At 63.4% G+C, this 24,126-nt stretch carries 23 protein-coding genes; 20 read left to right on the plus strand and 3 right to left on the minus strand.

Features of this window, described 5'->3' with window-relative positions; genetic code table 11:
• Window positions 1-645: acyl-CoA dehydrogenase family protein (locus GY24_RS01375; protein ID WP_233279137.1), on the minus strand; the 645-nt coding region annotated here is incomplete at its 3' end.
• Window positions 646-761: 116 nt separating this feature from the next.
• Here GY24_RS01375 and GY24_RS01380 point away from each other — a divergent pair.
• The 17 genes from GY24_RS01380 (at window position 762) to GY24_RS01460 (ending at window position 19,940) form a co-directional block, all read left to right on the plus strand.
• Complete coding sequence (locus GY24_RS01380; protein WP_161498657.1) at window positions 762-1,685, plus strand: LysR family transcriptional regulator; 924 nt, start codon at window positions 762-764, stop codon at window positions 1,683-1,685.
• 258 nt (window positions 1,686-1,943) lie between these two features.
• A complete protein-coding gene (locus tag GY24_RS01385) occupies window positions 1,944-3,548 on the plus strand; it encodes an ABC transporter substrate-binding protein (RefSeq protein ID WP_133161080.1) in 1,605 nt (534 codons plus the stop codon).
• Between the two features lie 16 nt (window positions 3,549-3,564).
• On the plus strand, window positions 3,565-4,359 hold the full coding sequence (locus tag GY24_RS01390; protein ID WP_161498658.1) for a shikimate dehydrogenase family protein: 795 nt from the start codon (window positions 3,565-3,567) through the stop codon (window positions 4,357-4,359).
• Window positions 4,356-5,009, plus strand: a complete 654-nt coding sequence (locus GY24_RS01395) for a class II aldolase/adducin family protein (RefSeq protein WP_104474026.1) — start codon at window positions 4,356-4,358, stop codon at window positions 5,007-5,009. Before GY24_RS01390 ends, GY24_RS01395 begins: the two co-directional genes overlap by 4 nt.
• Entirely contained in the window at window positions 5,006-5,968 is a 963-nt protein-coding gene (locus GY24_RS01400) for a carbohydrate kinase family protein (protein ID WP_104474027.1), read from the plus strand. The genes GY24_RS01395 and GY24_RS01400 overlap by 4 nt, the downstream gene beginning before the upstream one ends.
• Complete coding sequence (locus GY24_RS01405) at window positions 5,965-7,410, plus strand: NAD-dependent succinate-semialdehyde dehydrogenase (protein WP_104474028.1); 1,446 nt, start codon at window positions 5,965-5,967, stop codon at window positions 7,408-7,410. The genes GY24_RS01400 and GY24_RS01405 overlap by 4 nt, the downstream gene beginning before the upstream one ends.
• A 32-nt stretch (window positions 7,411-7,442) precedes the next feature.
• On the plus strand, window positions 7,443-8,468 hold the full coding sequence (locus tag GY24_RS01410) for an ABC transporter permease (protein ID WP_104474029.1): 1,026 nt from the start codon (window positions 7,443-7,445) through the stop codon (window positions 8,466-8,468).
• A 17-nt stretch (window positions 8,469-8,485) separates the two neighbouring features.
• Window positions 8,486-9,484 (plus strand): ABC transporter permease, encoded by a 999-nt coding sequence (locus tag GY24_RS01415; protein WP_202972896.1) that lies wholly within the window; start codon window positions 8,486-8,488, stop codon window positions 9,482-9,484.
• Window positions 9,481-10,512, plus strand: coding sequence for an ABC transporter ATP-binding protein (locus tag GY24_RS01420; protein WP_104474031.1), 1,032 nt, complete (start codon window positions 9,481-9,483; stop codon window positions 10,510-10,512). Before GY24_RS01415 ends, GY24_RS01420 begins: the two co-directional genes overlap by 4 nt.
• The gene (locus GY24_RS01425; protein ID WP_104474032.1) at window positions 10,509-11,564 is read left to right on the plus strand and encodes an ABC transporter ATP-binding protein; all 1,056 of its coding nucleotides are present in this window, start codon (window positions 10,509-10,511) and stop codon (window positions 11,562-11,564) included. The genes GY24_RS01420 and GY24_RS01425 overlap by 4 nt, the downstream gene beginning before the upstream one ends.
• Window positions 11,561-12,784 (plus strand): CaiB/BaiF CoA transferase family protein, encoded by a 1,224-nt coding sequence (locus GY24_RS01430; RefSeq protein ID WP_104474033.1) that lies wholly within the window; start codon window positions 11,561-11,563, stop codon window positions 12,782-12,784. The genes GY24_RS01425 and GY24_RS01430 overlap by 4 nt, the downstream gene beginning before the upstream one ends.
• The gene (locus GY24_RS01435; RefSeq protein WP_104474034.1) at window positions 12,781-13,512 is read left to right on the plus strand and encodes an SDR family oxidoreductase; all 732 of its coding nucleotides are present in this window, start codon (window positions 12,781-12,783) and stop codon (window positions 13,510-13,512) included. Before GY24_RS01430 ends, GY24_RS01435 begins: the two co-directional genes overlap by 4 nt.
• 3 nt (window positions 13,513-13,515) lie before the next feature.
• Complete coding sequence (locus tag GY24_RS17400) at window positions 13,516-15,753, plus strand: N,N-dimethylformamidase beta subunit family domain-containing protein (RefSeq protein WP_133161081.1); 2,238 nt, start codon at window positions 13,516-13,518, stop codon at window positions 15,751-15,753.
• 56 nt (window positions 15,754-15,809) lie between these two features.
• Window positions 15,810-16,997 (plus strand): acyl-CoA dehydrogenase family protein, encoded by a 1,188-nt coding sequence (locus GY24_RS01445; protein WP_104474036.1) that lies wholly within the window; start codon window positions 15,810-15,812, stop codon window positions 16,995-16,997.
• 596 nt (window positions 16,998-17,593) lie between these two features.
• The gene (locus GY24_RS17570; RefSeq protein WP_104474037.1) at window positions 17,594-18,208 is read left to right on the plus strand and encodes a hypothetical protein; all 615 of its coding nucleotides are present in this window, start codon (window positions 17,594-17,596) and stop codon (window positions 18,206-18,208) included.
• Window positions 18,201-18,977, plus strand: coding sequence for a PspA/IM30 family protein (locus GY24_RS01455; RefSeq protein ID WP_104474038.1), 777 nt, complete (start codon window positions 18,201-18,203; stop codon window positions 18,975-18,977). Before GY24_RS17570 ends, GY24_RS01455 begins: the two co-directional genes overlap by 8 nt.
• A 21-nt stretch (window positions 18,978-18,998) precedes the next feature.
• Entirely contained in the window at window positions 18,999-19,940 is a 942-nt protein-coding gene (locus tag GY24_RS01460) for a patatin-like phospholipase family protein (RefSeq protein ID WP_233279138.1), read from the plus strand.
• Window positions 19,941-20,016: 76 nt separating this feature from the next.
• Here GY24_RS01460 and GY24_RS01465 read toward each other — a convergent pair whose 3' ends face one another.
• On the minus strand, window positions 20,017-20,721 hold the full coding sequence (locus tag GY24_RS01465; RefSeq protein ID WP_104474039.1) for an MBL fold metallo-hydrolase: 705 nt from the start codon (window positions 20,719-20,721) through the stop codon (window positions 20,017-20,019).
• A gap of 102 nt (window positions 20,722-20,823) precedes the next feature.
• On the opposite strand from GY24_RS01465, the gene GY24_RS01470 reads away from it, so the two are divergent.
• Window positions 20,824-21,408 (plus strand): TetR/AcrR family transcriptional regulator, encoded by a 585-nt coding sequence (locus GY24_RS01470; RefSeq protein WP_104474040.1) that lies wholly within the window; start codon window positions 20,824-20,826, stop codon window positions 21,406-21,408.
• A gap of 244 nt (window positions 21,409-21,652) precedes the next feature.
• Window positions 21,653-22,012 (plus strand): hypothetical protein, encoded by a 360-nt coding sequence (locus GY24_RS01475; RefSeq protein WP_104474041.1) that lies wholly within the window; start codon window positions 21,653-21,655, stop codon window positions 22,010-22,012.
• 22 nt (window positions 22,013-22,034) lie between these two features.
• Here GY24_RS01475 and GY24_RS01480 read toward each other — a convergent pair whose 3' ends face one another.
• Window positions 22,035-22,919 carry an aldo/keto reductase gene (locus tag GY24_RS01480; protein ID WP_104474042.1) on the minus strand — a complete coding sequence of 295 codons (885 nt, stop codon included), beginning with the start codon at window positions 22,917-22,919 and terminating at the stop codon, window positions 22,035-22,037.
• 149 nt (window positions 22,920-23,068) lie between these two features.
• On the opposite strand from GY24_RS01480, the gene GY24_RS01485 reads away from it, so the two are divergent.
• Window positions 23,069-24,106: a zinc-binding dehydrogenase gene (locus tag GY24_RS01485; protein ID WP_162842915.1), complete on the plus strand. Its 1,038-nt coding sequence runs from the start codon at window positions 23,069-23,071 to the stop codon at window positions 24,104-24,106.
• Window positions 24,107-24,126: the final 20 nt, after the last annotated feature.

Genomic DNA, 24,126 nt, shown 5'->3' on the forward strand with positions numbered 1-24,126 from the left:
GGGGTCCCGTTCGAGAACGAATGCCTTCACCGCGCTGTCTGAAATGTCCCTGGCCCAAATGATCACGACATCAGCCATGCTGCCGTTGCCGATCCAGCGTTTGTGGCCGTTGAGCACATAATGTGACCCGCGAAGTTCGGCAGTAGTTTCTAACGCCACCGAATCTGACCCGTGGTCAGGTTCGGTAAGCGCGAACGCTCCGATCAAGTCGAGTGTGGCCATCTTCGGGAGCCATCGTTGCTTCTGCTCCTCCGAGCCGAGCTGGTTGATGCTCCCCATGGCTAGCCCGGATTGCACGGCTAGGAAGGTGTTAAGGGAACCGTCGCCACGGGAGATTTCCATCGCCGTGACACCTGTTTCAAGCACGCTCATGCCGGGGCAGCCATAGCCCTGAATGCTCGTTCCCGCGATTCCAAGCTTTCGAAGCTCAGGGATCAGCTCGTGAGGAAAGACTGCCCGTTCCCAATAGTCGTTGATGATCGGGAGCAACTTGGTGTCAACGAACTCTCGCACCCGTGCGCGCGTCGAAGTCTCCCGTGCACTCAACAGTGAGGCCATCAAGAAGAAGTCGGAGTGATCAGCCTGCGCAACCACGATCGTATTACCCTCCAGGCGTTTGATGATCCGATTGGTGTCGGTAGTCACTCTCGCGTGGAGCGGTTCATATTGTCCAATGACATTCCACTCCACGATCTATGCGATTATCGCAAGAGTGGTTTTCTGCGCTGAGGCAGAACGGGAGAAATTTCGAGGGGGGATCAATGGAGATCCAACAGATGCGGGCTTTTCTGATGGTGGCGAGCGAACTCCACTTCGGGCGAGCGGCACAGAAGCTGTTCACGACGCAACCGGCTCTGAGCAGGACGATTAAGGGACTTGAACAGAGTCTGGGCGAGCGACTATTTGAGCGCAGCACGCGGTCGACAACCCTGACTGCGGCGGGTCGAGCACTCGTTGGGCCAGGTAGGAGTTTTCTCGATGCCCACGACCGGGCTACCGAGAGCGTCGCGCAGGCCGCCTCGGGCGCGGTCGGGACAATCAACCTCGGGTTCGCCGGCGCCTCCTCGCATCTCATGGTGAGCCGCCTTCTGCGTAGCATCGTTGAAGGCCACCCTGGAATCCAAGTCAACCTTTTTAGCTCGAATTTTGCTCGAGTCGGACTGGAGAAGCTTTTCGATGGCGAGTTCGACCTAGCGCTCGGGCGATGGGCTGCGATCCCGGCCGGCATTGAGACGAAGACACTGGCTCTCGAGTACATCGTGCTCGCGGTTGCCGAGTCGCATCCACTCGCGCAGCAGGGAACCGTGCGTTTCGCAGACGTCGCGCACGAGCGATTCATCATGTTGCCCGATCATCCCGGCGCGGTGCTCCGGGACCGCCTCTTTGAGCTCTCGCGCATGGTCGGAACCACGCCAGATGTACGCCAAATCGCCCCGGACACATGGACGGTGCTCGCACTTGTGTCTGAAAATCTCGGCGTGACGCTCACCCTCAGCACAGTGCGTGACAGCACCTGGTTTCCGGGTGTGGTCTTTCTCGAGTTGGAAGACGCGATCGGAACGGCTGATTTGAGTCTCGCCTGGAGGTCGCCGGTCAGCAATCCAGCGGTGAGCGTCGCTGTCGATGTTGCTGCGGTGGCTTTTCCTTTGGTAGTACCGAAAAAGACTGATGCTCAGAATGCATAAGTTCCCGCGGTGATTTGCATTGGATTTGACAAATATTCTCGGATAACTTCGCAGGTTAGAGGTGGATTGGACGTTGGTTCGCCTTAACTTCAGAAGTCCGCCAACAGGTTGGCTAAGCGTGCTCCGCCGACGATGTTGTCGCGTAGGCATCCGGGCCCTCCCGAGGCACAGCGTGAAATGTGCCGACTTGCTCGCGGCAGAGCGTATCGGCATCGATCCCGAGAAGTCGGGCCCAAACCAATGCATGAGGAGTGATCTGTGAAGAAGCAAATCCAAGTTTCGATTGCGCTTGCCTGTGCGGCGCTCGTTGCGTTGTCCGGTTGCGCAACGTCGAACAACAACAACGCCGCCAATGACGGTGCCGCCTCTGCCGACACCAATCTGGTGATCGGCATGGCCCTCGGCGACCTGGCCACCTTGGACCCGGCACGAGTACTCGCCGATGCCATGCAGCTGGTGATCCCGCTGTACAGCGACACTCTGGTTGACGTGAACCAGGATGACCCACGGCAGATTGAGCCGGCGCTGGCGAGCTCATGGGATGTCTCGGACGATCTGAAGACCTACACCTTCCACTTGCGCGATGACGTCACCTTTCCCAGCGGCAACAAGCTCACCGCCGACGACGTCGAGTTCAGCCTTCTACGCATCAAGAACGTCCAAGGGGCTTCTGCCTTCAAGATGGGGATGGTCGAGTCGATCGACGTGATCGATCCCACGACGATCCAGTTCAATTTGGTGGGCGCGGACTCAAGCTTTCCGTCGCGCATGACTGCGCCGTATCTGGCAATTCTCGACAGCAAGGTCCTTGCCGAGAACGGCGGTGTCAGCGACGAGACCGCAGTTGACACGGATACGGCTCAGGCATTCCTCGACGCAACCACGATCGGCACCGGAGCTTACGAGCTCTCGAAGTGGAACCGAAACGAAGACATCATCTTCACTGCTCGTGAGGGTTACTGGGGCGATGCGCCCACGTTCACGAAGGTCACCATTCGCAACATTCAATCGGCCTCGACCCAGCGCCAGCTGGTTGAGCGCGGCGACATCGACATCGCCATGGACATCGACCCCGACACCGCAGCATCGCTGAAAGACTCGACCGGCGTCAGCGTGGGCAGCGAACAGTCCTACAACCTCAACTACATCGCGATGAGTGACACCCCGGCCAACCCACAGTTCAAGGACCTTCGAGTCCGGCAGGCTGTCCAGGCCGCCATCGATTACGAGGGCATCAGCGCGGCACTGGGCGGCAATGCCCCGCGCCCCGCCGCAGTGGTTCCAATCGGCTTCCTCGGAGCAGACCAGGTCGACCCGATCGAAACGGACGTCGCCCGTGCCAAGGCTCTCCTCGCTGAGGCTGGCGTTGGCGAGTTCGCTGTCGACGTGACCTTCGCAAACGTCATCTGGTACGGCGTTTCCCAGCAAGCCCTCTGGGAAAAGATCAAGGCTGACCTTTCGCAGGTCGGAATTACCCTGAACCTCAAGCCCGTCGAGTACGCAAACTGGATCGAGGGTTACCGCGCGTCGAGTCTGCCACTGACATCGGGCTTGTGGGCACCGGAAGACTTTGACTCCTCGTCGTACTTTGATCCGTTCGGCCGCGAAGATGGCATCTACGGCAAGCGCACCAAGATGGTCTTCCCGATCGGCCAGGAGCTCTATGAGAAGTACCTCTCCGAGATCGATCCCTCTGAGCGCGAAGCAATCGCCGTCGAATTCATCACCGAGATGCGCGACCACGCCACGCTGATCCCGATCATTCAGCCGAAGAAGATCTTCGTGTACTCCAACCGCATCGACAACGTGAAGTACAGCCCAGACATGCAATTGCGCATGTTTGATATCACTCTGGCGAAGTAGAGGGTCTGGCCCCATCGTGCGCATCACCGGCTCTACCGCAGTACTTTTCATCCTCTGTGATCCTGTTTCCCATGTGAAAGGAACAGACATCCTGAACCGCCAACTCCTCGAAGAAGGAATCGATGCCGCGTTCTCGCCGCTGCATGTGGCCCCGGGCAGCCTCGGGACAGTCATCGCGGCAATTCGTGACATGAAGAATGTTGCCGGATTCGGAGTCACGATTCCCCACAAGATCGAAGTTTTGCCACATTTGGACGAGATCACTACGCAGGCACGAGAGGCCGGATCTGTCAACTTCGTGCGTCGGTCGCCGGAGGGGAAACTGATCGGTACGAACATCGATGGGGCCGGATTCACGCGGGGGTTCTCGAACCAAGGGATGACGTTGAAGGGCCGCAAGGTCCTACAGCTTGGTGCAGGCGGCGCCGGCCGTGCGATTGCGTTTGCAATCGCCGCGGCCGGCGCGGCTCAGCTCACCATCTGGAATCGGAGTAGCGAACGGGCGGTCGCGCTGGCCGCCGAGGTAGCACGGGCGTACCCGCTCTGCCTGACAGTTGCCGGAGGCAACGACCCCGCGGGTTTTGGTGTCGTCGTCAACACGACCTCCGCAGGGATGTCGGAATCGGTCGAGATGGTCATCGATCCGTCACGACTGAGCCGGGGCACTCTGATCGCAGAGATTGTGATAAATCCGACTCGCACCACACTGCTGCGGTGCGCAGAGGAAAAAGGCTTGAACTGGTCGAACGGCACTCACATGCTTGAGGCCCAGTACGAACTCATGCGTGACTTCATCGGGCTGCGCAAATGATCAACGCCGAGTACGAGCGCTCCTTGAGAACCGCTGTCATCAACGCCTGCCAACGAATGGTGTCGAGCAAACTCGTCTACGGCACAGCCGGAAACGTGAGCATCAGGGTCGGCGACCGAATCCTGATCTCACCATCCTCCGTGCCCTATTCGGAACTGACGCCCGAGTTGATCTGCGAGGTTGGCCTTGATGGCTCCGTGCCCGCAGGGCAACGCGCCAAGGCCTCCTCAGAGGTGCCTTTGCACTTGGAGCTGTATCGCAATTCAGATGCCGCCGCAGTGGTGCACGCGCACTCCGCCGCAGCTGTCGCCGCCGGCCTCGTCACTGACGAAATTCCAGCCATCCACTACATGATCCGCCAGTTCGGTGGCCCCGTGCGCGTCGCCGACTATGCGACCTTCGGGAGCGCTGATCTCGCGTCGCTCGTAAGCCAAGCGATTCACGGAAGGACCGCCGCACTAATGCGAAGTCACGGATTGGTTGTTTACGCAGCAGACCTTGGCGCCGCCCTGGCCGGCTGCGAACAACTCGAATGGCTCTGCGACGTGTATCTGCGCGCGCGTGCGGCCGGCCCGATCATCGCAACCCTCGATACCGACGAACTGACCGTCGTCGCTGATGCCGCTACTCAGAGGGGGTACCGACTGTGAGTGCCATTGTGTGCTTCGGCGTGCATATTCTCGACACGATCGCCGCCCCGATTGACGAGGTTCCTAAACTGCAAAACAGTGTGCGCGTCGAGCGGATCCTGCACGCAGTGGGGGGCACCGCCGCTGGCGTCGCAATGGATCTCGTACATTTGGGCTCATCGGCCGCCACGATCGGCGTGGTCGGCGACGACCCCACTGGTCAGTTCCTACTCGGCCTGATGCGGGCCAAAGGTGTAGATGTCGATGCGGTACGCACACTGACCGGCGCCCAGTCCTCGTCGTCGGTCCTGCTCATTGACTCCCTGGGTAACAGGCCCGCCCTGCACGTCCGTGGGGTGCACGAAGTGGCTGAATGGGATGATCTTGACTTGGCTCCGCTTGCCAACGCCGATTTCGTGCACGTCGGTGGGCTCGACGCTCTGAGCGCTCTCGGACGAACCGAAGTTGTCACCATGCTCCGCACGCTTCGCGCCCGAGGCACATTTGTTAGCCTCGATTTTCAGTCTTCAGCCCAACATCTCACGCCCGAATTGCTTGAGCTTGTCGGCGAAGTCGATGCTTTCCTACCGAACGACGAGCAAGCTGCCGGTCTGACGGGGCTCACCGCAATCGACGAGATCGCGCACGCGCTGCTCTTGACCGGAGTTCGCCAGGTCATCATCACATGCGGCGCAGAAGGCATCTACTTCGCGGACCGCAGTCAGACGTTTAAGGTCGATGCATTCCCGGCCACTGTGAGAGACACCACCGGCTGCGGCGACTCCGTCGTTGCCGCCTACCTGAGCGCACTTTCTCGCGGGTATTCCCTGCGTGACGCCCTCACACTGGCCAGCGCGGCCGGAGCTGCCGTCGCTAGCGGAATCGGCTCGCTCGGCGAGCTCCCGAGCTGGGACGGCCTGTGCCTTCAGGCCGGAGTTTTGACGAACACTGCGAGCGATCGCACCGAAGGAGTGAAATGACGAAGACTTTGGACGCGGCTCAGCTGATCGACGGCGAGTGGGTCAACTCTCTCGGGGACGCTTACCTGAGCGTCGACAGCCCGGTCACGGGCCTACAGATCTCCACGGTTCCCGCGGTTGACGCCTCGCAGCTGGACCGAGCACTCGCCGCAAGCGAATCAGCCTGGGCTGAGTGGAAGGCCCGGAGCGCGTGGGAGCGCTCGAGCATCCTGCGCCGTGCCTCTGAACTCATGACTGAACGGGCCGAGGAGATCGCCATCAGGCTGACCCAGGAGATGGGCAAGCCGATCGTGGAATCACGCCTCGAGGTAGCGGCGAGTATCGAGCAGTTCGATTGGTACGCCGATGAAGCCCGCCGCATCTACGGCCGGATTCCGGAGTCTCGGAACACGACCTTGCGCCTCGCCGTCCGCCGTGAGCCGGTCGGACCCGTCGCAGCATTCACACCGTGGAACTTTCCCCTCCTGCTCGCAGCGCGCAAGGTCGCACCCGCGCTCGCCGCCGGCTGCACAATGATTCTGAAACCGGCATCCGAGGCGCCCGGGCCAGCCCTTCTTATGGGTGAGGTGCTCCAATCCGCGGGGCTTCCCTCCGGTGTGCTTCAAATCGTCACAGGTAAGGCCCAGTTCATCTCCGAGCATTTGTTGAGCTCGCCGATCGTCCGAAAGCTCAGCTTCACCGGCTCGGTGCCAGTGGGTAAACACCTCATCGCGTTGGGTGCGGCCAACGTCGTGAACGTCTCGATGGAGCTCGGCGGCCATGCGCCGGTCGTGATCATGGGTGACGTCAACGCCACCCAAATCGGGCGGCTGTGCGCCTCAGGGAAGTTCCGCAATGCCGGGCAGATCTGCATCGCACCGACCCGCTTCTATGTGCACGAGTCGATTGCCGACGAGTTCGCCTCTGCCTTTGCAGCTCGCACCGCAGAACTCGTTGTCGGCGACGGCATGAACGACGCAACAGATATCGGCCCGCTCATCAGCGACTCCGCACGGGTCCGCATTTCAGATCTCGTCGCTGACGCGCTGAGTCACGGGTCAGAGCTTCTATGTGGGGGGAAGCCGCAGCCGGGCGAAGGCTACTTCTTCGAACCAACCGTCCTCTTGGACGTTCCTGCGCACGCCAAGATTATGCAGGATGAGCCCTTCGGGCCTGTCGCACCCATCGTGCGCTTTTCCACACGTGACGAGGCGATCGGTCACGCGAACAACACCCCATTTGGTCTCGCCGCATACATCTTCACGAACAACCTCGACGATGTCACGGTGCTCAGCGAACAGATCCAGGCGGGCATCGTCGGGGTGAACACGTTCGCGGTGAGCGCGGCTTCTGTTCCCTTCAGTGGTGTGAAGCACTCCGGTATCGGCGCAGAAAACGGCACCGAGGCGATGGACGGATACCTGGTGCCCAAGACGATCGTCACCGCACACGCCCGAATCTGACCGATACCAATTTCAATCACGAAGGCACCTGAATGGGCATCCTGATATTCGCGCTCCGGCGATTCCTTCTAGCAATTCCAACCCTTCTGGGGCTGCTGATTGTGACCTTTATCCTGGCCAACTTCATGCCAGGGGACCCTCTCGCGCGGTTGCTCGGGGATGTGGGCGGGAGTAACCCTGAAACAGTGGCAGCGTACCGCGCCCAATGGGGCCTCGACAGGCCGTTGTGGGAACAGTTCTTCATCTATGTCGGCAATCTCCTTCAAGGCGATCTAGGCCAGTCAACCTTCACCCGTCGCGGAGTGATGGAGGACCTCCTCAGTTTTCTTCCCGCCACCGTCGAGCTCGGTGTTGCCGCCATTCTCTTTGCAGGCATCATCGGCTTGGCCTTGGGAAGCCTCGCTGCGCTGTTCCACAACAAATGGCCGGACTTCCTAGTGCGTGCCATTGCACTGCTTGCATCGGGCGTCCCGGTCTTCTGGCTGGGACTGATAGCACTGCAGGTCTTCTACCTCCAGCTCGGCTGGAGCCCCGGTCCGGAGGGACGTCTGAGCTCGCGTGTGAATCCGCCACCGCGGATCACCGGGGCATACACGGTCGACTCCATACTGAGCGCCGACAGTGTGGCGTTCTGGGATTCCCTGGCACACATCGTTTTGCCTGCGGCCGTGCTGGGAGCGTTCTTCCTCGGTCTAGTGTCTCGAATGATGCGCGCCTCGATGCTCGACGTGCTCAAAGCCCCATACCTCATGACTGCACGCTCAAAGGGGCTGAACACCCGGACCATCGCGCAGTTTCACGTGTTGCCGAACGCGCTGATCCCCACGATCACCGTTGTCGGCCTGGCCATCGGCGGATTGCTTGCCGGTGCGGTCCTGACCGAGACGGTCTTCTCCTGGCCAGGCATAGGCCGCTACGCGGTTGACGCCGCAAAAGCACTTGACTACCAAGCGATTCTGGGCGTGACACTCCTAATCGGTTTCGTCTACGTGATTACCAACGCAATCATCGATGTCGTATATGCGGCACTCGACCCTCGAATTCGACTGGGGAGTTGAGCGACATGGGAGTAACCATGCAAAGTCCTGACCCGAAGACGATTCGTCTCATGACGGTCGATCAAAACTCTTCGACCCCAGCCAGCCGCGCCAGAGGGCTGCTCGTCGCGGCACGTACTAGCGCGCGAAGCCTCGATTTCGGCTACTACATTGGATTGTTGATCATCGTGGCGTGGGCAGTCATCGCGACGACCGCGTATCTCTGGGTCCCGTTCCATCCGACCGAATATCAGGACGTGGCCAACCGTCTTGCTGCCCCCTCTGCCACGAATATCTTCGGAACGGATGAGCTGGGCCGGGACGTGTTCAGTCGCGTCATGGCCGGCGCCCAGCTGTCGTTGCCCATCGCACTTCTCACAGTTGCGATCGCAGGTGTCGTTGGAAGTGTGATCGGCGCAATCTCTGGCTTCGTCGGCGGAATGGTGGACGAATTGATCATGCGCGTCTGCGACGTGATCCTCTCATTCCCGGCCATCGTCCTCGCCCTAGCAATCGTCGCGGCGCTCGGACCAAATTGGTTCAACGTTGTCGCCTCGATCTCTCTGGTGATGTGGCCGGAATATTGCCGCCTCATGCGTAGCCAGGTGTTGTCCATTCGCACCAACCTTCATGTCACTGCGGCAATCTCGGTCGGATGCTCGCCGACGCGAGTCTTCTCCAAACATGTTCTGCCATACGGGCTGCCCGCGATCATGGTGAAGGCGACCGTCGATCTTGGGATGGTGATTCTGATCACCGCAGGCCTGAGCTTCATCGGCGTCGGCGTAACACCCCCCACTCCTGAGTGGGGTGCGATGGTCAGTGCCGCCCAGACTCGTATCGACTCCTGGTGGTTGGTTGTATTCCCCGGACTTGCCATCCTCTCAACGGTTCTGGCCTTCAACTTCGTCGGCGACGGCCTCCGAGACAAGCTCGACCCTCAGCTTCGAGGTGGCAACGCCAAGGGGGCGTCGGCCAAGAGCATGCTTCAGAGGATTTTCTTGGGCCAGCGCAAAACAAAGGAGACGCCCGCATGAGCACGGTGACCGTGACGTCACGGATAGGCCTGAGTTCGCCAGAAGAATCGAAGGCGGTGTTGAAAGTCTCCGACCTGGTTGTGGAATACCACACCGCACGAGGCATCGCTCAGGCCGTGAACGGTGTGACCTTCACGGTGCATGCGGGCGAGAAGCTCGCGATCGTTGGTGAGTCCGGCTGCGGAAAGACTGCGACGCTCCTGGCTGCCCTGCGCCTTCTGCCCTCACCGCCGTCGAAGACCGTGCGGGGATCGGTTGAAGTTGACGGCACGGATCTAATGACTCTCGGCCCGAAAGCGCTCAACGAGATCCGGGGACGCGACATCTCGATCGTGTTCCAGGACGCGCTCAGCGCATTCAATCCGGTATTGACCGTGGGGCGCCAGATCAGTGAAGGAGTTCGACAGCAGCGCAAGCTCTCCAAGGCGGCGGCACACGAGCTCGCTGTCGACATGCTTGCTCGGGTTGGAGTCCCCGATCCCGATCAGCGGGCCAAGCAGTACCCGCACCAGCTCTCCGGCGGAATGAGACAACGTGCGATGATCGCCATGGCGCTCGCCGGCGAGCCCAAAGTCCTCTTCGCCGATGAGCCAACGACAGCGCTCGACGTTACAGTGCAAGCCCAGATCCTCGACCTGGTTCGCAGTTTTAAAGATCTGGCCATCGTCTGGGTCTCACATGATTTGGGCGTCGTGGCAGGTCTGGCTGATCGCGTCATCGTCATGTACAGCGGATTCGTCGTCGAGGAAGGTCCCGTCGAAGATATCTTCCATTCGCCTAAGCACCCGTACACTGCGGCCCTACTGCGATCAATTCCCCGCACGGATGAAATGTCGGGCACCCACGAGCTGGTTTCCATTCCGGGGTCCCCGCCGGACCTCGTGGCGCTCCCCGCCGGATGCCCGTTCTATGACCGCTGTGCGGTGAGAGTCGACCGGTGCGCCACCGATCGACCGACTCTGGAGCGCGTCGGAGACACTCAAACCGTGGCCTGCTGGGTCGCACAGGCGAAGGACATTGCATCATGAGTAGCGAGCTATTAGTCGTGGAAGACCTGTCGGTGCACTTCAAAGTCAGCACCGGGACCCGAACATCCAAGAAAGTTGTCAAAGCCGTCGATCGGGTGAGTTTCTCCGTAGGCCGCGGTGAGACGCTAGGAATCGTGGGGGAATCAGGCTGTGGGAAATCCACTACCGGATATGCGATCCAAGGACTGGTGAAGCGCCAAAGTGGCAACATTCGCATTGGTGATAGGGAGCTGGGCAAGGGTCTGGGTAGGGACCGCCAGTTGCTGAGCCGGCGAGTGCAAATGGTGTTCCAGGACCCAACGTCGTCGCTCAATGCGAAGATGACCGTCGGTCAGATCCTGACGGAGCCGCTGGCCGTGCACAACATCGTGCCGCCCCGTGAACGCGCAGAGCGCGTCGGGGAGCTGCTGGAGATGGTCGGAATGCCACGCAGCTCCGCACTTCGTTTTCCGCACGAGTTCTCGGGCGGACAGCGTCAACGGATCGGAATTGCCCGCGCGCTCGCAGTTGAGCCTGAACTCATCATCTGTGATGAGCCGACCGCCGCGCTCGACGTTTCGGTGCGCGCACAGGTTCTCAACTTGCTTCGACGCCTGCAGAAGGAGCGGGGCCTCTCGCTCATTTTCATCTCACACGACGTGTCAGCAGTGACTCACATGGCGGACCGCATTATGGTCATGTACCTGGGTCGGGCCGTCGAAGTTCTCCCAAGGGCAGCTCTCCTCAACAGGTCGGCTCACCCGTACACACAGGCGCTCCTATCGGCCGTTCCAGTGCCGGACCCCCTAGTCGAGAAGAATCGCGAACGCATACTGTTGCGCGGCGACGTGCCTAGCCCGATCAACCCGCCAAGCGGATGCGTGTTCCGCACCCGCTGCCCGATCGCGCAAGAGATCTGCGCAATTGACGTTCCCAAGCAGCGGGTGATCGGCAAGGAGGCGGAGGGCCAAACTGTCGCCTGCCATTTCGCGGAGGAAGTGCGGGAGGGCGGAATCGCCGCGTTGGCCGCATCCAGTCTTCTGGCACCGAGCACGATGAAGGAGACCGCATGAATGCCCGATCAGAGTCACAGGGGTCGTGGCTTGAAGCCCCTGCGTCAAGCGGCCCGCTCTCCGGTGTGAGAGTACTTGATTTCTCCCGCATTCTCGCGGGGCCGTACGCGACCATGCATCTGGCCGACCTTGGCGCCGACGTGATCAAAGTTGAGGCCCCGGGTCGCGGCGACGAGACTCGGCATTGGGGACCTCCGTACTCGTCTGACGGAACGGCTTCGTATTTCTTGGCGGTCAACCACAACAAGCGTTCAATTGAACTTGATCTAGCTAATTCCGAAGACGCTCAGATTGCCTACGCTCTCGCCGTGCAAGCCGACATTGTCGTCGATAACTTCCTGCCGGGGCGGATGAAACGTTTTGGGCTCGACCGGGAGACGTTGGCCGCCGCCAATCCACAGATCGTCACGGCGACGGTCTCGGGTTTTGGCCGGGGGAACATGTACAGCGAGCGCCCTGGGTTTGACTTTCTCGCGCAGGCGATGGGGGGTCTGATGTCGATCACCGGCCAGCCGGGCGGAGAGCCGACTCGCGTGGGGGTAGCGATCACCGATCTGCTGGCTGGCGTGCTCTGCGCAACGGGCATACTTGCGGCCTTGAGTGAGACCAGGACAGGCGCACTCGGCCGGCACATAGAAGTATCGCTGTTGGATACTCAGATCTCGATGCTCGCGAATATCGGATCGGGGTGGCTGGTCTCCGAATCGGTTCCGGAACGGTTTGGGAATGCGCATCCGAGCATCGCACCATACGAAACGCTTGCGACCGCAGACAAACCCTTGGCGGTTGCGGTGGGAACGGATCGGCAGTTTCGACGGTTTGTCGAAACTTTGGGTGCTCCCCAACTCGGCACCAACCCGGACTATGCGACTAATCGGGATCGAGTCGTCAATCGAGCCGCCCTTGTACTGGAGTTGGAAGCACTCCTTGTCACAAATAGTCGAGATCATTGGCTGGAGCATCTCATCGCCGCCGACGTACCGGTTGCGCCGGTGAACACAGTGGCAGAGGCGCTAGGCGACCCGGTCGTTCGGCAGCGCATGATCGCTGTGGTCAACGGAATCCCGCAGATTCGTACCGCCATTAATGTCGACGGCGAAGCCTTGGCTATTCACACTGCGCCTCCGAAGCTGGGGGCAGACTCCGCGAGTATTCGGGACCATCTGAAGTCCCGCACGCAGGGCGTGATGGCCTCTTTTGCGGCGGGGACTTCCCGATGAGCAGTCCAGATGCGGGCGCGGTCGTCATCACAGGCGCGAGCTCTGGGATCGGCAAGGCCTGCGCGATCGCATTCGCCGCGCGGGGCTATCACACACTGTTGTTGTCTCGTCGGCTCGATGACATGGTCGAACTCGATCTGGCGAATTCCAAATGCGTGGCCGTCGATGTCACCGATGCAAATCTCGTGCGCCAGACCATCCAGCGTTACGAAGCGAACCATGGGCCGATCGCTCTCCTGATCAACAACGCCGGAATCATGCCGTTGGGCAAGGTCCATAGCCAGGATCCGGCCGAATGGGCCGCCGTCTTCGAGACCAATGCGCTGTCAGTGCTCCATGCGTCGAGCGCAGTGCTGCCAGCGATGCTCAGCCGTGGCGCGGGCACTATCGTGAGCGTCTCCTCGATCGCAGGGCGCAACGTGTACGCCAATCACACGGCCTACTCCGGCTCCAAGTTTGCGGTGCACGCAATGATGGAATCGATGCGACGGGAGTACGCGACATCGGGTGTGCGATTCAGCGTCGTCGCTCCCGGAATCGTTGACACAAACCTTCTCTCGTCCGTGAGCGACGCCTCGATCGTCGCTTCATATCAGCAGACCAAGGATCGCCTGCACGGCGGCCTGACCGCCGAAAACATCGCAAGCGCCATTGTCATGATTCATGAGCAGCCGGACAGCGTGTGTATTCGGGAACTCGTAATCGCCCCAACCCCGCAGGAGTCCTAAACCGTGACCAATGAAATTTTTGTGTATGCCGACACGATTGACTGTGCAGCCGGAGACCGCGTCGGCGTCTTCATTTCCTCGTCGGTCCCGGACCAAGCGCGTGTGCGCTTGGTCAAGCCAACGGCGGGCGGCGACCAGAGCGGCGTGGAGTTCAGCTACGACGAGGTGCCGGGAACTGAGCGTCAGAACCTAGGTGTCGGCCCACAGCACACCTACGTCGGCTCATTCGGCGTTGTGTCTGGTGTCACGGCGCCTGAAAGTGACTCATACACACTGGCCGCTTACGTCTGGCCGACGCGCCTAGGAGCGGAAGCGCAGACCATCCTCGCTTGGGTGGCAGACAACGGTGCCTCACTCAGTCTGGGCACCGACACGAGCGGCCGCGCGACGGCGAACTATGAGGACGGTGGCGGGCAGGCGCATTCGGTGTCGCTTGACCTGCCCTTGCACGAACGCCAATGGTATGCGCTGAGCGCAAGCATCTCGTCAGACGGAGAGCTTGTTGTGCGCCAAGCGCCCGTGCGCTCGAGCGACCCTCGCGACGTGCCCAGCGAGCAGCACTCGGTAGGCGTGACGAAAGGGGCTGGCATCCACGGATCGGGCACGTTGTTGATCGCAACGGCGTCTCTGGTGAACGCGCCAAACGGGCAGCCTCGCTCCGAATCGTGTTTTGACGGCAAGATCGAATTCCCGGCGGCGTTCGCCGGGGCGGGTAGCTTGGACTGGCTGGTTGCCGCAGGAGACAACAGGACGAGTGGTACTGATTGGGCCGGCGGAGCGTTCGCTGCCTGGCGCTTTGATGACCAGTTCGAATCGAGGAATTTCAGCTCCGCAGTTGACGGCCAACCAGATGGAGTGCTGTACAACGCGCCTGCCCGTGGCATGACTGGGCGCAACTGGGATGGAATGCATCTGGACTTCCGATACGCACCTCGCGAATACGGGGCCGTGCATTTTCACAGTGATGACATTGAGGATGCCGCCTGGGCTAGCACCGTCGACATGCAACTGCCGGTGGGACTGGCTAGCGGAATCTATTGCGTCTTGGTTGAAACGCCCACTGCCCAAGACCACGTACCTCTTTTCGTGAGCCCTGCGATGGGTGTCGAGCGCGCCGAAGTGCTCTTCCTGGCTCCCACATTCTCGTACGTTGCGTATGCGAACAGTCGCCTCGCTGAGGAACTCGACTATAGCGGTGGCACCCTAACCGATCTGACCGTGGAGGAATCCATGCGCGATCAGCAGATATACGCGCATCGTGAATTCGGAATGTCGCTCTACGACCACCACGTCGACGGATCGGGAAATTGCTACTCAAGCAGCTTGCGTCCGATTCTGAACATGCGCTGGGACTTCCGGAGCGCAATGCAGTCGGCACCCCGGCATTTTGCAGCCGATCTGATGTGGCCCGGCTGGTTTGCACACGAGAAGGTCGAGTTCGATGTGCTCTCCGACCACGGCCTTCATGAGCGAGGCGCCGGGACTCTTGCCGGATACAAGCTCGTCATTACCGGTAGTCACCCGGAATATTGGAGCGCGGAGATGCTGGACGCGATGGAGGTCTACCTTGCCAGCGGAGGCAGCTTGGCCTATACCGGGGGGAATGGCTTTTACTGGGTCACGTCAGCGAGCGCCGGTAGGCCACATCTGCTCGAGGTGCGACGTGGTCAACAAGGCATCCGTACGTGGGAGGGCGAGCCAGGAGAGGGCACCCAGAGCCAGTCGGCAGAGCCCGGCGGCCTGTGGCGGCTCCGCGGTCGCGCTCCGAACAAGCTTGTCGGCGTAGGAATGGCAGCACAAGGCTGGGACTCTGCAACACCTGGATTTGCTAAGACCGAACTCGCGACCGATCCGCGCGTTGCCGAGCTCTTTGATGGAATCGATGAAAACGTGATTGGAGACTTCGGGCTCGTTCTCGGAGGTGCCGCGGGCGATGAGATCGACCGGGCTGACATCCGCCTTGGAACACCACGGCATACGTTGATCATCGCGCGCTCCCAGCCTCATTCGGAGTACTACCTCGCCGCATTGGAAGAGATCACCACTCCAACGCCGCTGATTAATGGCAGCAACAACCCGAACGTGCATGCTGACATCACCTTCTTCGAGACTGGAAGTGGGGGGTTCGTCGTGTCGACGAGCGCGATCACCTGGCTCGGCAGCATGGCGTATCGACGCTTTGAAAACAACGCGGCTCGATTTATGCATAACGTGCTTCACAAAGCTGTAGCCACGCCGTGACCGCCGCCACTACCAACCCCACCAGCCGCAGCTCGCACGGCACAGCTAGGAGAGAAATGACTATCGCCAGCGTGAGAGATTCTTCGGACAATCGCGTCTCGGAAGAATTCGACATGGAAATGTATTTGAGTCCCGAAGAGCTCGACTGGCAGCAGAAAGCTCGGAAATTTGCGCAGCGGCGAATCCTGCCGACCATCGAGCAAGACTTCGATGACAAGTACTTTCGGCGAGAACTGGTCGCGGAGCTCGGCGCGCAGGGCTTCCTCGGAATGCACATTTCCGGATATGGCTGCGCCGGCGCCAGCGCCATCAGCTACGGATTGGTCTGTCTAGAGCTGGAGGCGGCCGACAGCGGTTGGCGCACAATGGTCTCCGTGCAAGGGTCGCTTGCGATGGCTGCGATCGCGAAGTTCGGTTCGGAGGATCAGAAGCGGCGATGGTTGCCTGGTATGGCCGCGGGAGAAATGGTCGGCTGCTTCGCCCTAACCGAGCCGTCAGGTGGAAGCGATCCGGCCGGAATGCTCACGAGCGCCCGCTATGAGAAGGGGCGTTGGATACTCACCGGGGCGAAGCGTTGGATCGGTCTAGCCAGTGTTGCTGACGTTGCCGTGGTCTGGGCGCAGACAGACGATGGTGTGCGGGGGTTTCTAGTTCCCACCGACACGCCTGGCTTCTCGGCGATCCCGATTGACACCAAATTGTCGATGCGTGCATCCATTCAATGTGATGTCCACCTCGACAACGTTTCCCTTCCAGATGATGCGGTGCTGCCGGGAGCACGGGGACTGTCCGCTCCGTTCTCCTGCCTGAATGAGGCCCGTTACGGCATCATCTGGGGGGCCATGGGGGCCGCGCGTTCCTGCCTGGAGGTTGCCGTCGAACGGGTTCAGACTCGTGTAGTTTTCGGAAAGCCGTTGGGCGCGCAACAGCTGATGCAAGCGAAATTGGCCGACATGTTTGTCGAGTATGAGAAGGGGATGCTGTTGGCGCTCCACGTTGGGATGCTCAAAGCGAAGGGATCGTTGACGCCCACCCAGATCAGCGTGGGCAAGCTGAACAACGTGCGCGAGGCGATTAGCATCGCCTCGAAGGCGCGCATGATCCTCGCCGGTGACGGCATCACGAGCGAGTTCCCCGTCATGCGGCACATGGCGAATCTGGAATCAGTGCGCACTTATGAGGGCACTGACGAGATCCACCAGCTGATCATCGGTCGAGCGCTGACCGGCCTCAGCGCCTTTTAGGGAGAGAGATAAAGCGGAATCGTGCGCCTTCCGATGGCGGCCAGCTGTGCCAAGGATTCGCCATCGGGCTCGGCGGCCGGCGGTACGCAGATGTCGGCTAGAAATCGACGGCCGACGGTGTCAATCCGGCCGCCGGTATGCCAGGGAGGTCATGTTTCGTCCCGCGGCAACAACCTGATCGATCCCGGGGCGCGCGTGCCCGCCATGTGAATCCACGAACCCGAGAAGAGCCTTTGTCAGGTCTCCCCGGACTCGGCCAAACTGGTGTGTCGCGGATCGACCCGGTGCTCCACAGCGGCACCGAATCTCAGCGGCTCTGTGGTTGTTGCCGGCATTCTTGTTAGGAGTCAGAAGCGCCCGAACCATGCGGGAGGTCTCGGGGGTTTGAAGAATGTCGAGACAGCTTGCGATTTGATTGAGCCCGTCCCTCCTGCGTCATGCCGTCGCTGAGGATCTGTCGAGACTTCTTTCGTTGATCCGCCCGCGAGCGTAAGTTGAGCTATATCGCGTTTGCGGCACCGATGCCGCGGCGGAGACATCACGGAGGTGCACCTCATGGACCCGAAGCACGCGACTCGGAACGGGAGGCGTCGGTCATGGACGTCTTGTTCGGGGTTCTGATCTCTCTTCTGGTGATCGCCGCCCTCTCGGTGGTCACCGTCCTTCTCATCGTGCGGGCGCTCTATCGCCGCATCCGGCGCAGCCCCGCGGTGAACAGTGCGGTCCTGAAGGGGCGCGCACAACTCAGCCACGGCCCGCGGCGCAAGGCACTCTCGCTGCAATTGCAACTCGACGAGTCCCTCGACAGCGGGCGAGCCGCGATCGACCTGGCCGTGCGCAACAACGGGCGTCGCGGCGACCTGCCCCGGCTGTTCCGCCGGATCGAGGCGGAGGGCGCGACCCTGCGGACACAACTGCGCCTGATGGAGAGCGAGACGACCTCCGGCGCGGTCGACGATCAGCTGGCCGCGGCCAGCGTGGCGGTCGACCAGATCTCCGACATGGTGCATGAGCTGCGGGCATCCGTCGCCGCCGGCCTCGGCGACCCAACGGGAGACGCGCTCTCCGCCCTGCACGCCGAGCTCGACCTCGAGGTGGCCTCCCTGCACGCGGGGCTGGTGGAGCTGGCCCACCTCAACCAATTCGACAGCACCGCCCCGCGTTACCCACACCCGATCACCTCCAGCCCAAAGGAGTCCAGCCATGAGTGACAACACCGCACGGATGCGCACAATCTTCCGCACCAAGACGTCGAAGGTGATCACCCGGATGGAGGATCCACGCGACGCCCTCGACGACAGCTACGAGCAACAGGTGAAGCTGCTGCACGAGGTGCGCCAAGCGGTCGCCGAGGTCGCCACGGCGAAGAAGCGCATCGAGCTCCAGGGCGAGGAGATGGGCGCGCGGCACCGCCGCCTGGGCATACAGGCCGGTGAGGCGATGGATCAGGGGCGCGAGGATCTCGCTCGCACTGCCCTCCAGCGCCGCGCGGCGATCGAGGGCCAGGTGGCGAAGCTGCAGGATCAGCACGCCTCGCTGCAGAAGCAGACCGCTCTGCTGCAGGAGCGGGAGCGTCGTCTGGCCGAGCAGATCGCCGCGTTCCGCATCGAGAAGGAGACGATGAAGGCCACGTACAGCGCCTCCGAGGCGCAGGTGCGGGCGAACGAGGCGGTTGCGGGCATCGGCGCGAACATGAACGACATCGGCGCGAGCCTCGACCGCGCGCGCGATCGTGTCGCCCAGATGCAGGCCAGGGCCCAGGCCACGGACGACCTGCTCTCCAACGGCACGCTGCAAGACCTGACGACGACGCCGGATGCCGACATCGAGCGGCAGCTGGCGGAACTGTCGTCGCGCTCCGACATCGAGCGGCAGCTCAAGGCGATGAAGTCGCAGCGGGAAGGCGAAGGCGGTCCAGGGGCGAAAGGGGAGGCACGCGATGGCTGGCTCAGCATCGGGCAGGCGCCGCCGACGGAGTAGAGCGGTTGTGAATCTCCGAGCATGAATCACGCACCCGAGAACGACCAGGCGACGACTTCCCCCGACCGCTCGGCACACGACGCCCAGAGAGCGCTGGTCCTGGGCGGTGGCGGCTCGCTCGGCAACGCCTGGCTGATCGGCGTTGTCGCCGGCCTCGCCGAGGGCGGGGCCGACGTCTCCCAGGCCGACCTGATCGTCGGCACGTCGGCCGGGTCGACGGCCGCCGCCCAGATCACGGGTGCGGCCCCGGCTGCGCTGCTGGCCGACATCCTCGCCGCCCCCGCTCCGCCCCAGACCAGGCCGGCCGGATCCGACCGGGGGCCTGCGCCGGCGCGGCCGACGGCGAACCGTCTGGAGGCGACGAACGCGATCATCGCCGCCGCTCGGGATGCGGCGGACATGCGCCGCAGGATGGGGGAGTCCGGGATCGAACTGGCCGCCGCGGCTCCCGACTCCGCCCAGGAGCGATGGCGCGCCACCGTCGCCTCCCGACTGCCCGGCCCGCTCTGGCCAGAGCGGCGGGTGCTCATCACCGCGGTCGACGCCGACAGCGGCGAACCGGTCGTCTTCGACCGCTCCAGCGGGGTCGACCTGGCGGATGCCGTGGCCGCCAGCTGCGCGAGCGGCCCCGCCTACGGCATCGGCGACCGCCGTTACATCGACGGCGGCTACCGAACCAACACCGACAACGCCGATCTGGCCGCCGGGTATGCACGAGTGCTCGTGCTGTCCCCCTTCGCGGGCAGGTCACGGCTGCCGGCGGCCTGGGGCATGCGCCTCGCCGACCAGATCGAGCAACTGCGCGACGGAGGCAGCCGCGTCGAGACGGTCTTCCCAGACGAGCGTTCGCGCACCGCATTCGGCGACAACATGATGGACCTGTCGCGGCGCGCACCCGCCGCACGCGCGGGCCTCGGCCAGGGCAGGGCCCTGGCCGAGCGGCTCGGCGACTTCTGGCGCTAACGCTGCGCGGTGCCTCGGCGCCCTCGTCCTCGCCCTCGCACCGCGTGATGCCCGGCCACTCCTCGACTGCAGCGCGTCAGGCCCGAGCCTGGCGGATGACCTCGGCCATCGATCCGGCCCAGGGCGGGCCGTGTCCGGGAACGACGTGGTGTGCCTCGAGTGCGGAGAGCGCCTCGAGGGAGCGCAGCGCCTCGACCGGGTCGTCGGTGAAGGGCGCCGGCTGGGGGCCCACCGCCCCCGTGAGCACGTTGCGCGTGGTGAGCGCATCGCCGACGAAGACGGTGTCGACGCTCGGCACGAAGACGGCAACGCTTCCCGGCGAGTGCCCGGGCAGGCCGATGATCTGCGGCGCCCCGGGCAGGGGGAGCGTCTCGCCGTCGTGGACCTCCACCACTTCCGTCAGGTGCCTGGCCCGCACTCCGCCCTTGCGCAGCGCGTAGGCGGCGAAGCCGAGCACGGCGCCGAAGCGCATGGATCCGCCGGAGGCGTGGGAGGCCGTCTCGCCGCGTGCCCGGGCTGCATCCGCGGTGTGGACGTAGACCGGAACGCCGTGGTCGTGGCGGAGGCGCTCGGCGATGCCGATGTGGTCGCTGTCGCCGTGGGTGAGCACGACGCCGCGGATGTCGTCGATGCCGCGGCCCATGGCGGCGAGCTCTGCGAGCAGATCGGGCCAGTGGCCGGGGAGCCCGGCGTCGATCAGGGTGATCCCGGCCGGGGTGTCGATGAGGTGGAGCGCCACGATGTCGTTGCCGACGCGACGGACGCCTGGGACGAGTTGCATTGTCTTGCACCTTTCCTCTTGCTACTCTGACTGCATGGCTACGATACATAGCCATCATGGCTACGGTCAATAGCTATGGAGGAAAGAGAATCAGGGGGCACGATGCCAACACCGGAACGCACCTCTCGCGAGGCCATCGTCGCGACCGGCCGCGAGCTCCTGGAGCGGGACGGGCTGACGGGTCTGACCATGCAGGCGATCGCCGACCGGGTCGGCGTCAAGGCCCCGTCGCTCTACAAGCGCGTGCGCAACCGCGACGAGCTCATTCGGCTGATCGCCGAGGCCACGGTCGTCGACCTCGGCGAGCACCTGCGGGCCGCGGCCGCTGCGCCGACGGACGCCGCCGCACGAGTCGCAGCGGTCGCGCTCGCGTTCCGGGCATTCGCGCATCGATTCCCGGCCGGGTACCACCTCATCTTCGCGTCCGCCTCCTCGGCCACCCGCCCGTCTCACGACGCGATCCTGGCCTCGAGCGCGCCCATCCTCGAGGTCGCGGAGGCGCTCGCCGGGCCGGCCCATGCGCTCGACGCCGCGCGCACACTGACGGCGTGGGCGAACGGCTTCATCAGCATGGAGTTGGCGGACGCCTTCCAGCTCGGCGGGGATGTCGACGAGGCGTTCGTGTTCGGCATCCGGGCCCTGACCGGCGCCCTGCAACTCCGCGACGACGTGCAGGCGGTGGGCTGAGCGCTCGCCGTGCTCGGCCTACTCGGCCCAGGGCATCGGACGTGCCCGGTCGAGTGCGCCGTCGCGGCCTGCCCTCGCGCGCCCATCGAAAACCCGAGCGCTGGTGGTAGATTCCGCGCAGTGACGCCGACGCCGGTGGCGCCGTTGGCCGAGCCGTTGGCCGAGCCGTTGGCCGAGCCGCTGGCCGGCATCCGCCCCGAAGACCGCCGTCGTGAGACGTTGTGCTCGAGAAAGCTGGGAAGCCATGTCCGGTGAATCCGCAGACCTGATGGGGGAATCCGAGAACGTCCAGAGGATCATGCGCACCGGGACGGTCTGGTTCTCTGTCGCACTCGGGGTGTCCGCCGTGTCGACGGGGTCGCTGCTCGCCTCAGGCTGGCGTCCGGCGCTGCTGCCGGCCGGGCTGGGCGCCCTGTGGTGGGCGGGGGCGGCCCTGGTGGCGCTCAGCCTCGGGCTGCTGGGCTGGTCCGGCTGCCCGATCCTCGAGGTCAGCGTGACCGTGGCGAACCGCAACAAGACGCGCACCATGCAGCTCGGCACCCTGCTCCTCCTCGTCGGGGGAGCGCTCGCACTGCTGGCGGTCGCGCTGGGACCCGTCCCCTGAGGCCCCCGGCCCGGCGGGGAGGTCAGGCCTCCGGGATGGGCCGGCCGAACGTCTCCAGCGTGATCACCTCGGGCTCTGGACCACCGCGGATGCCGGTGTCCAGCGCGTCGATCTGGGCGAGCTCGGCGGCGCTGAGCTCGAAGTCGAACACGTCGAAGTTCTCGGCGATCCGCTCCGGCTTCACCGACTTCGGGATGGCGGAGCGGCCCTCCTGCAGGTGCCAGCGGAGCATCACCTGGGCGGGGGTCTTGCCGTGGGCCGCCGCGATCTGCCCGATCACCTCGTCCTCCAGCGTCGAGCCGATGACGCCCGGGCGGTAGAACGTGATGCCGCCGATGGGCGACCACGCCTGGTTCAGGATGCCGTGCTCGGTGTCGTAGGCGAGCAGCGCCTTCTGCTGGAAGTAGGGGTGCACCTCGATCTGGTTCACGGCCGGCACCACCTGGGCGACGGCCAGCAGCTGCTCGAGGTGTTCGGGCATGAAGTTGCTCACGCCGATCGCCCGCACCTTGCCGTCGGCGTAGAGCTGCTCGAGGGCCCGGTAGGCCTCGAGCGTCTTGTCGAAGTGTCCCGGCAGTGCCTGATGCAGGATCAGGAGGTCGAGCTGGTCGACGCCGAGCTTGCCCGCCGACTTGTCGAACGCGTGCAGCGTCTCGGCGTAGCCGTAGTCGCTGATCCACACCTTCGTCTCCAGGAACAGCTCATCGCGGGGGATCCCGGAGGCTGAGATGGCCTGGCCGACCTCGCGCTCGTTGAGGTAGGCGGCCGCGGTGTCGATGTGTCGGTAGCCGACCTCCAACGCCGCCGTCACGGAATCCGTCGTCTCGGCGGGAGGAGTCTGGAAGACGCCGAAGCCCAGTGCGGGGATCTCGACGCCGTTGTTCAAGGACAGGGTGGGGATGCTCATGCCGTCGACGCTACGCCGGGCACCCGGTTCGTGGGAGGGCCTGTCAGTACCTGACACGACAGTCACTGCCGCCGCATCCGTGGATCGCGTCTGATGGTTCTGGGAGCGGATGACACCGCTGCCCCGTGAAGCACGAAACAGAGGATCGTATGAAAGCCACGTTCATGTACGGCGCCGGTGACGTTCGGGTGGAGACCGTGCCCGACCCCGTCATCCGCGAATCCACCGATGCCATCGTGCGCGTCACCCGCGCCTGCATCTGCGGCTCCGACCTACACCCCTTCCGCAGCAGGCCGAGCGGCGCCGACGCCACCCCGATGGGCCACGAGTTCCTCGGCGTCGTCGAGGACATCGGCACCGCGGTGACCTCGCTCACGCGGGGCGATTTCGTGATCGCACCGTTCGCGTACCAAGACAACAGCTGCGTGTTCTGCCGCGAGGGCGTCCAGACCTCCTGCATCCACGGCGGGTGGTACGGCAGCAACGGCGTCGGCGGGGGACAGGCCGAGGCGGTGCGCGTGCCCCTCGCCGACGGATCGCTGGTGAAGGTGCCCGGCCGCGTCGACGAGGCGCTCTACCCGGCACTGCTCACGCTCTCCGACGTGTACCTCACCGGCCACCACGCCGCCCGGATGGGCCGGGTGGAGGCCGGCAAGACGGTGACCGTCATCGGGGACGGCGCGGTCGGCCTCTCCGCGGTGCTGGCCGCCCGCCGGCTGGGCGCGGAGCGCATCATCCTGATGGGGCGCCACCCGTCCCGCACCGACCTGGGCGTCGAGTTCGGCGCCACAGATGTCGTCGCCGAGCGCGGGGAGGACGGCATTGCGCGGGTCATGGAGCTCACGGGCGGCGAGGGCAGCCACGTCGTGCTCGAGGCCGTCGGCCACCTGCCCGCCTACGAGCAGGCCTACGGCATCGTGCGCCCCGGCGGCGTGATCTCCCGGGTCGGCGTGCCGCAGTACGAGGACGCCCCGATCGGATTCGGCTCCCTGTTCGGCAAGAACGTCACCCTGACCGGCGGGCCGGCCCCGGTGCGCGGCTACGTCGACGACGCCCTCATCGAGGTGCTCGAGGGCCGCCTCGACCCCGGGCCGGTCTTCGACCTCAGCGTCGGCATCGACGATGTGCCGGCCGGGTACCGCGCCATGGACGACCGCACGGCGCTGAAAGTGCTCGTGACATTCTGATGCTGACGACGCAGCGCCCC

It is taken from the genome of Microterricola pindariensis (assembly GCF_002936985.1).
Taxonomy (GTDB): Bacteria; Actinomycetota; Actinomycetes; order Actinomycetales; family Microbacteriaceae; genus Microterricola; species Microterricola pindariensis.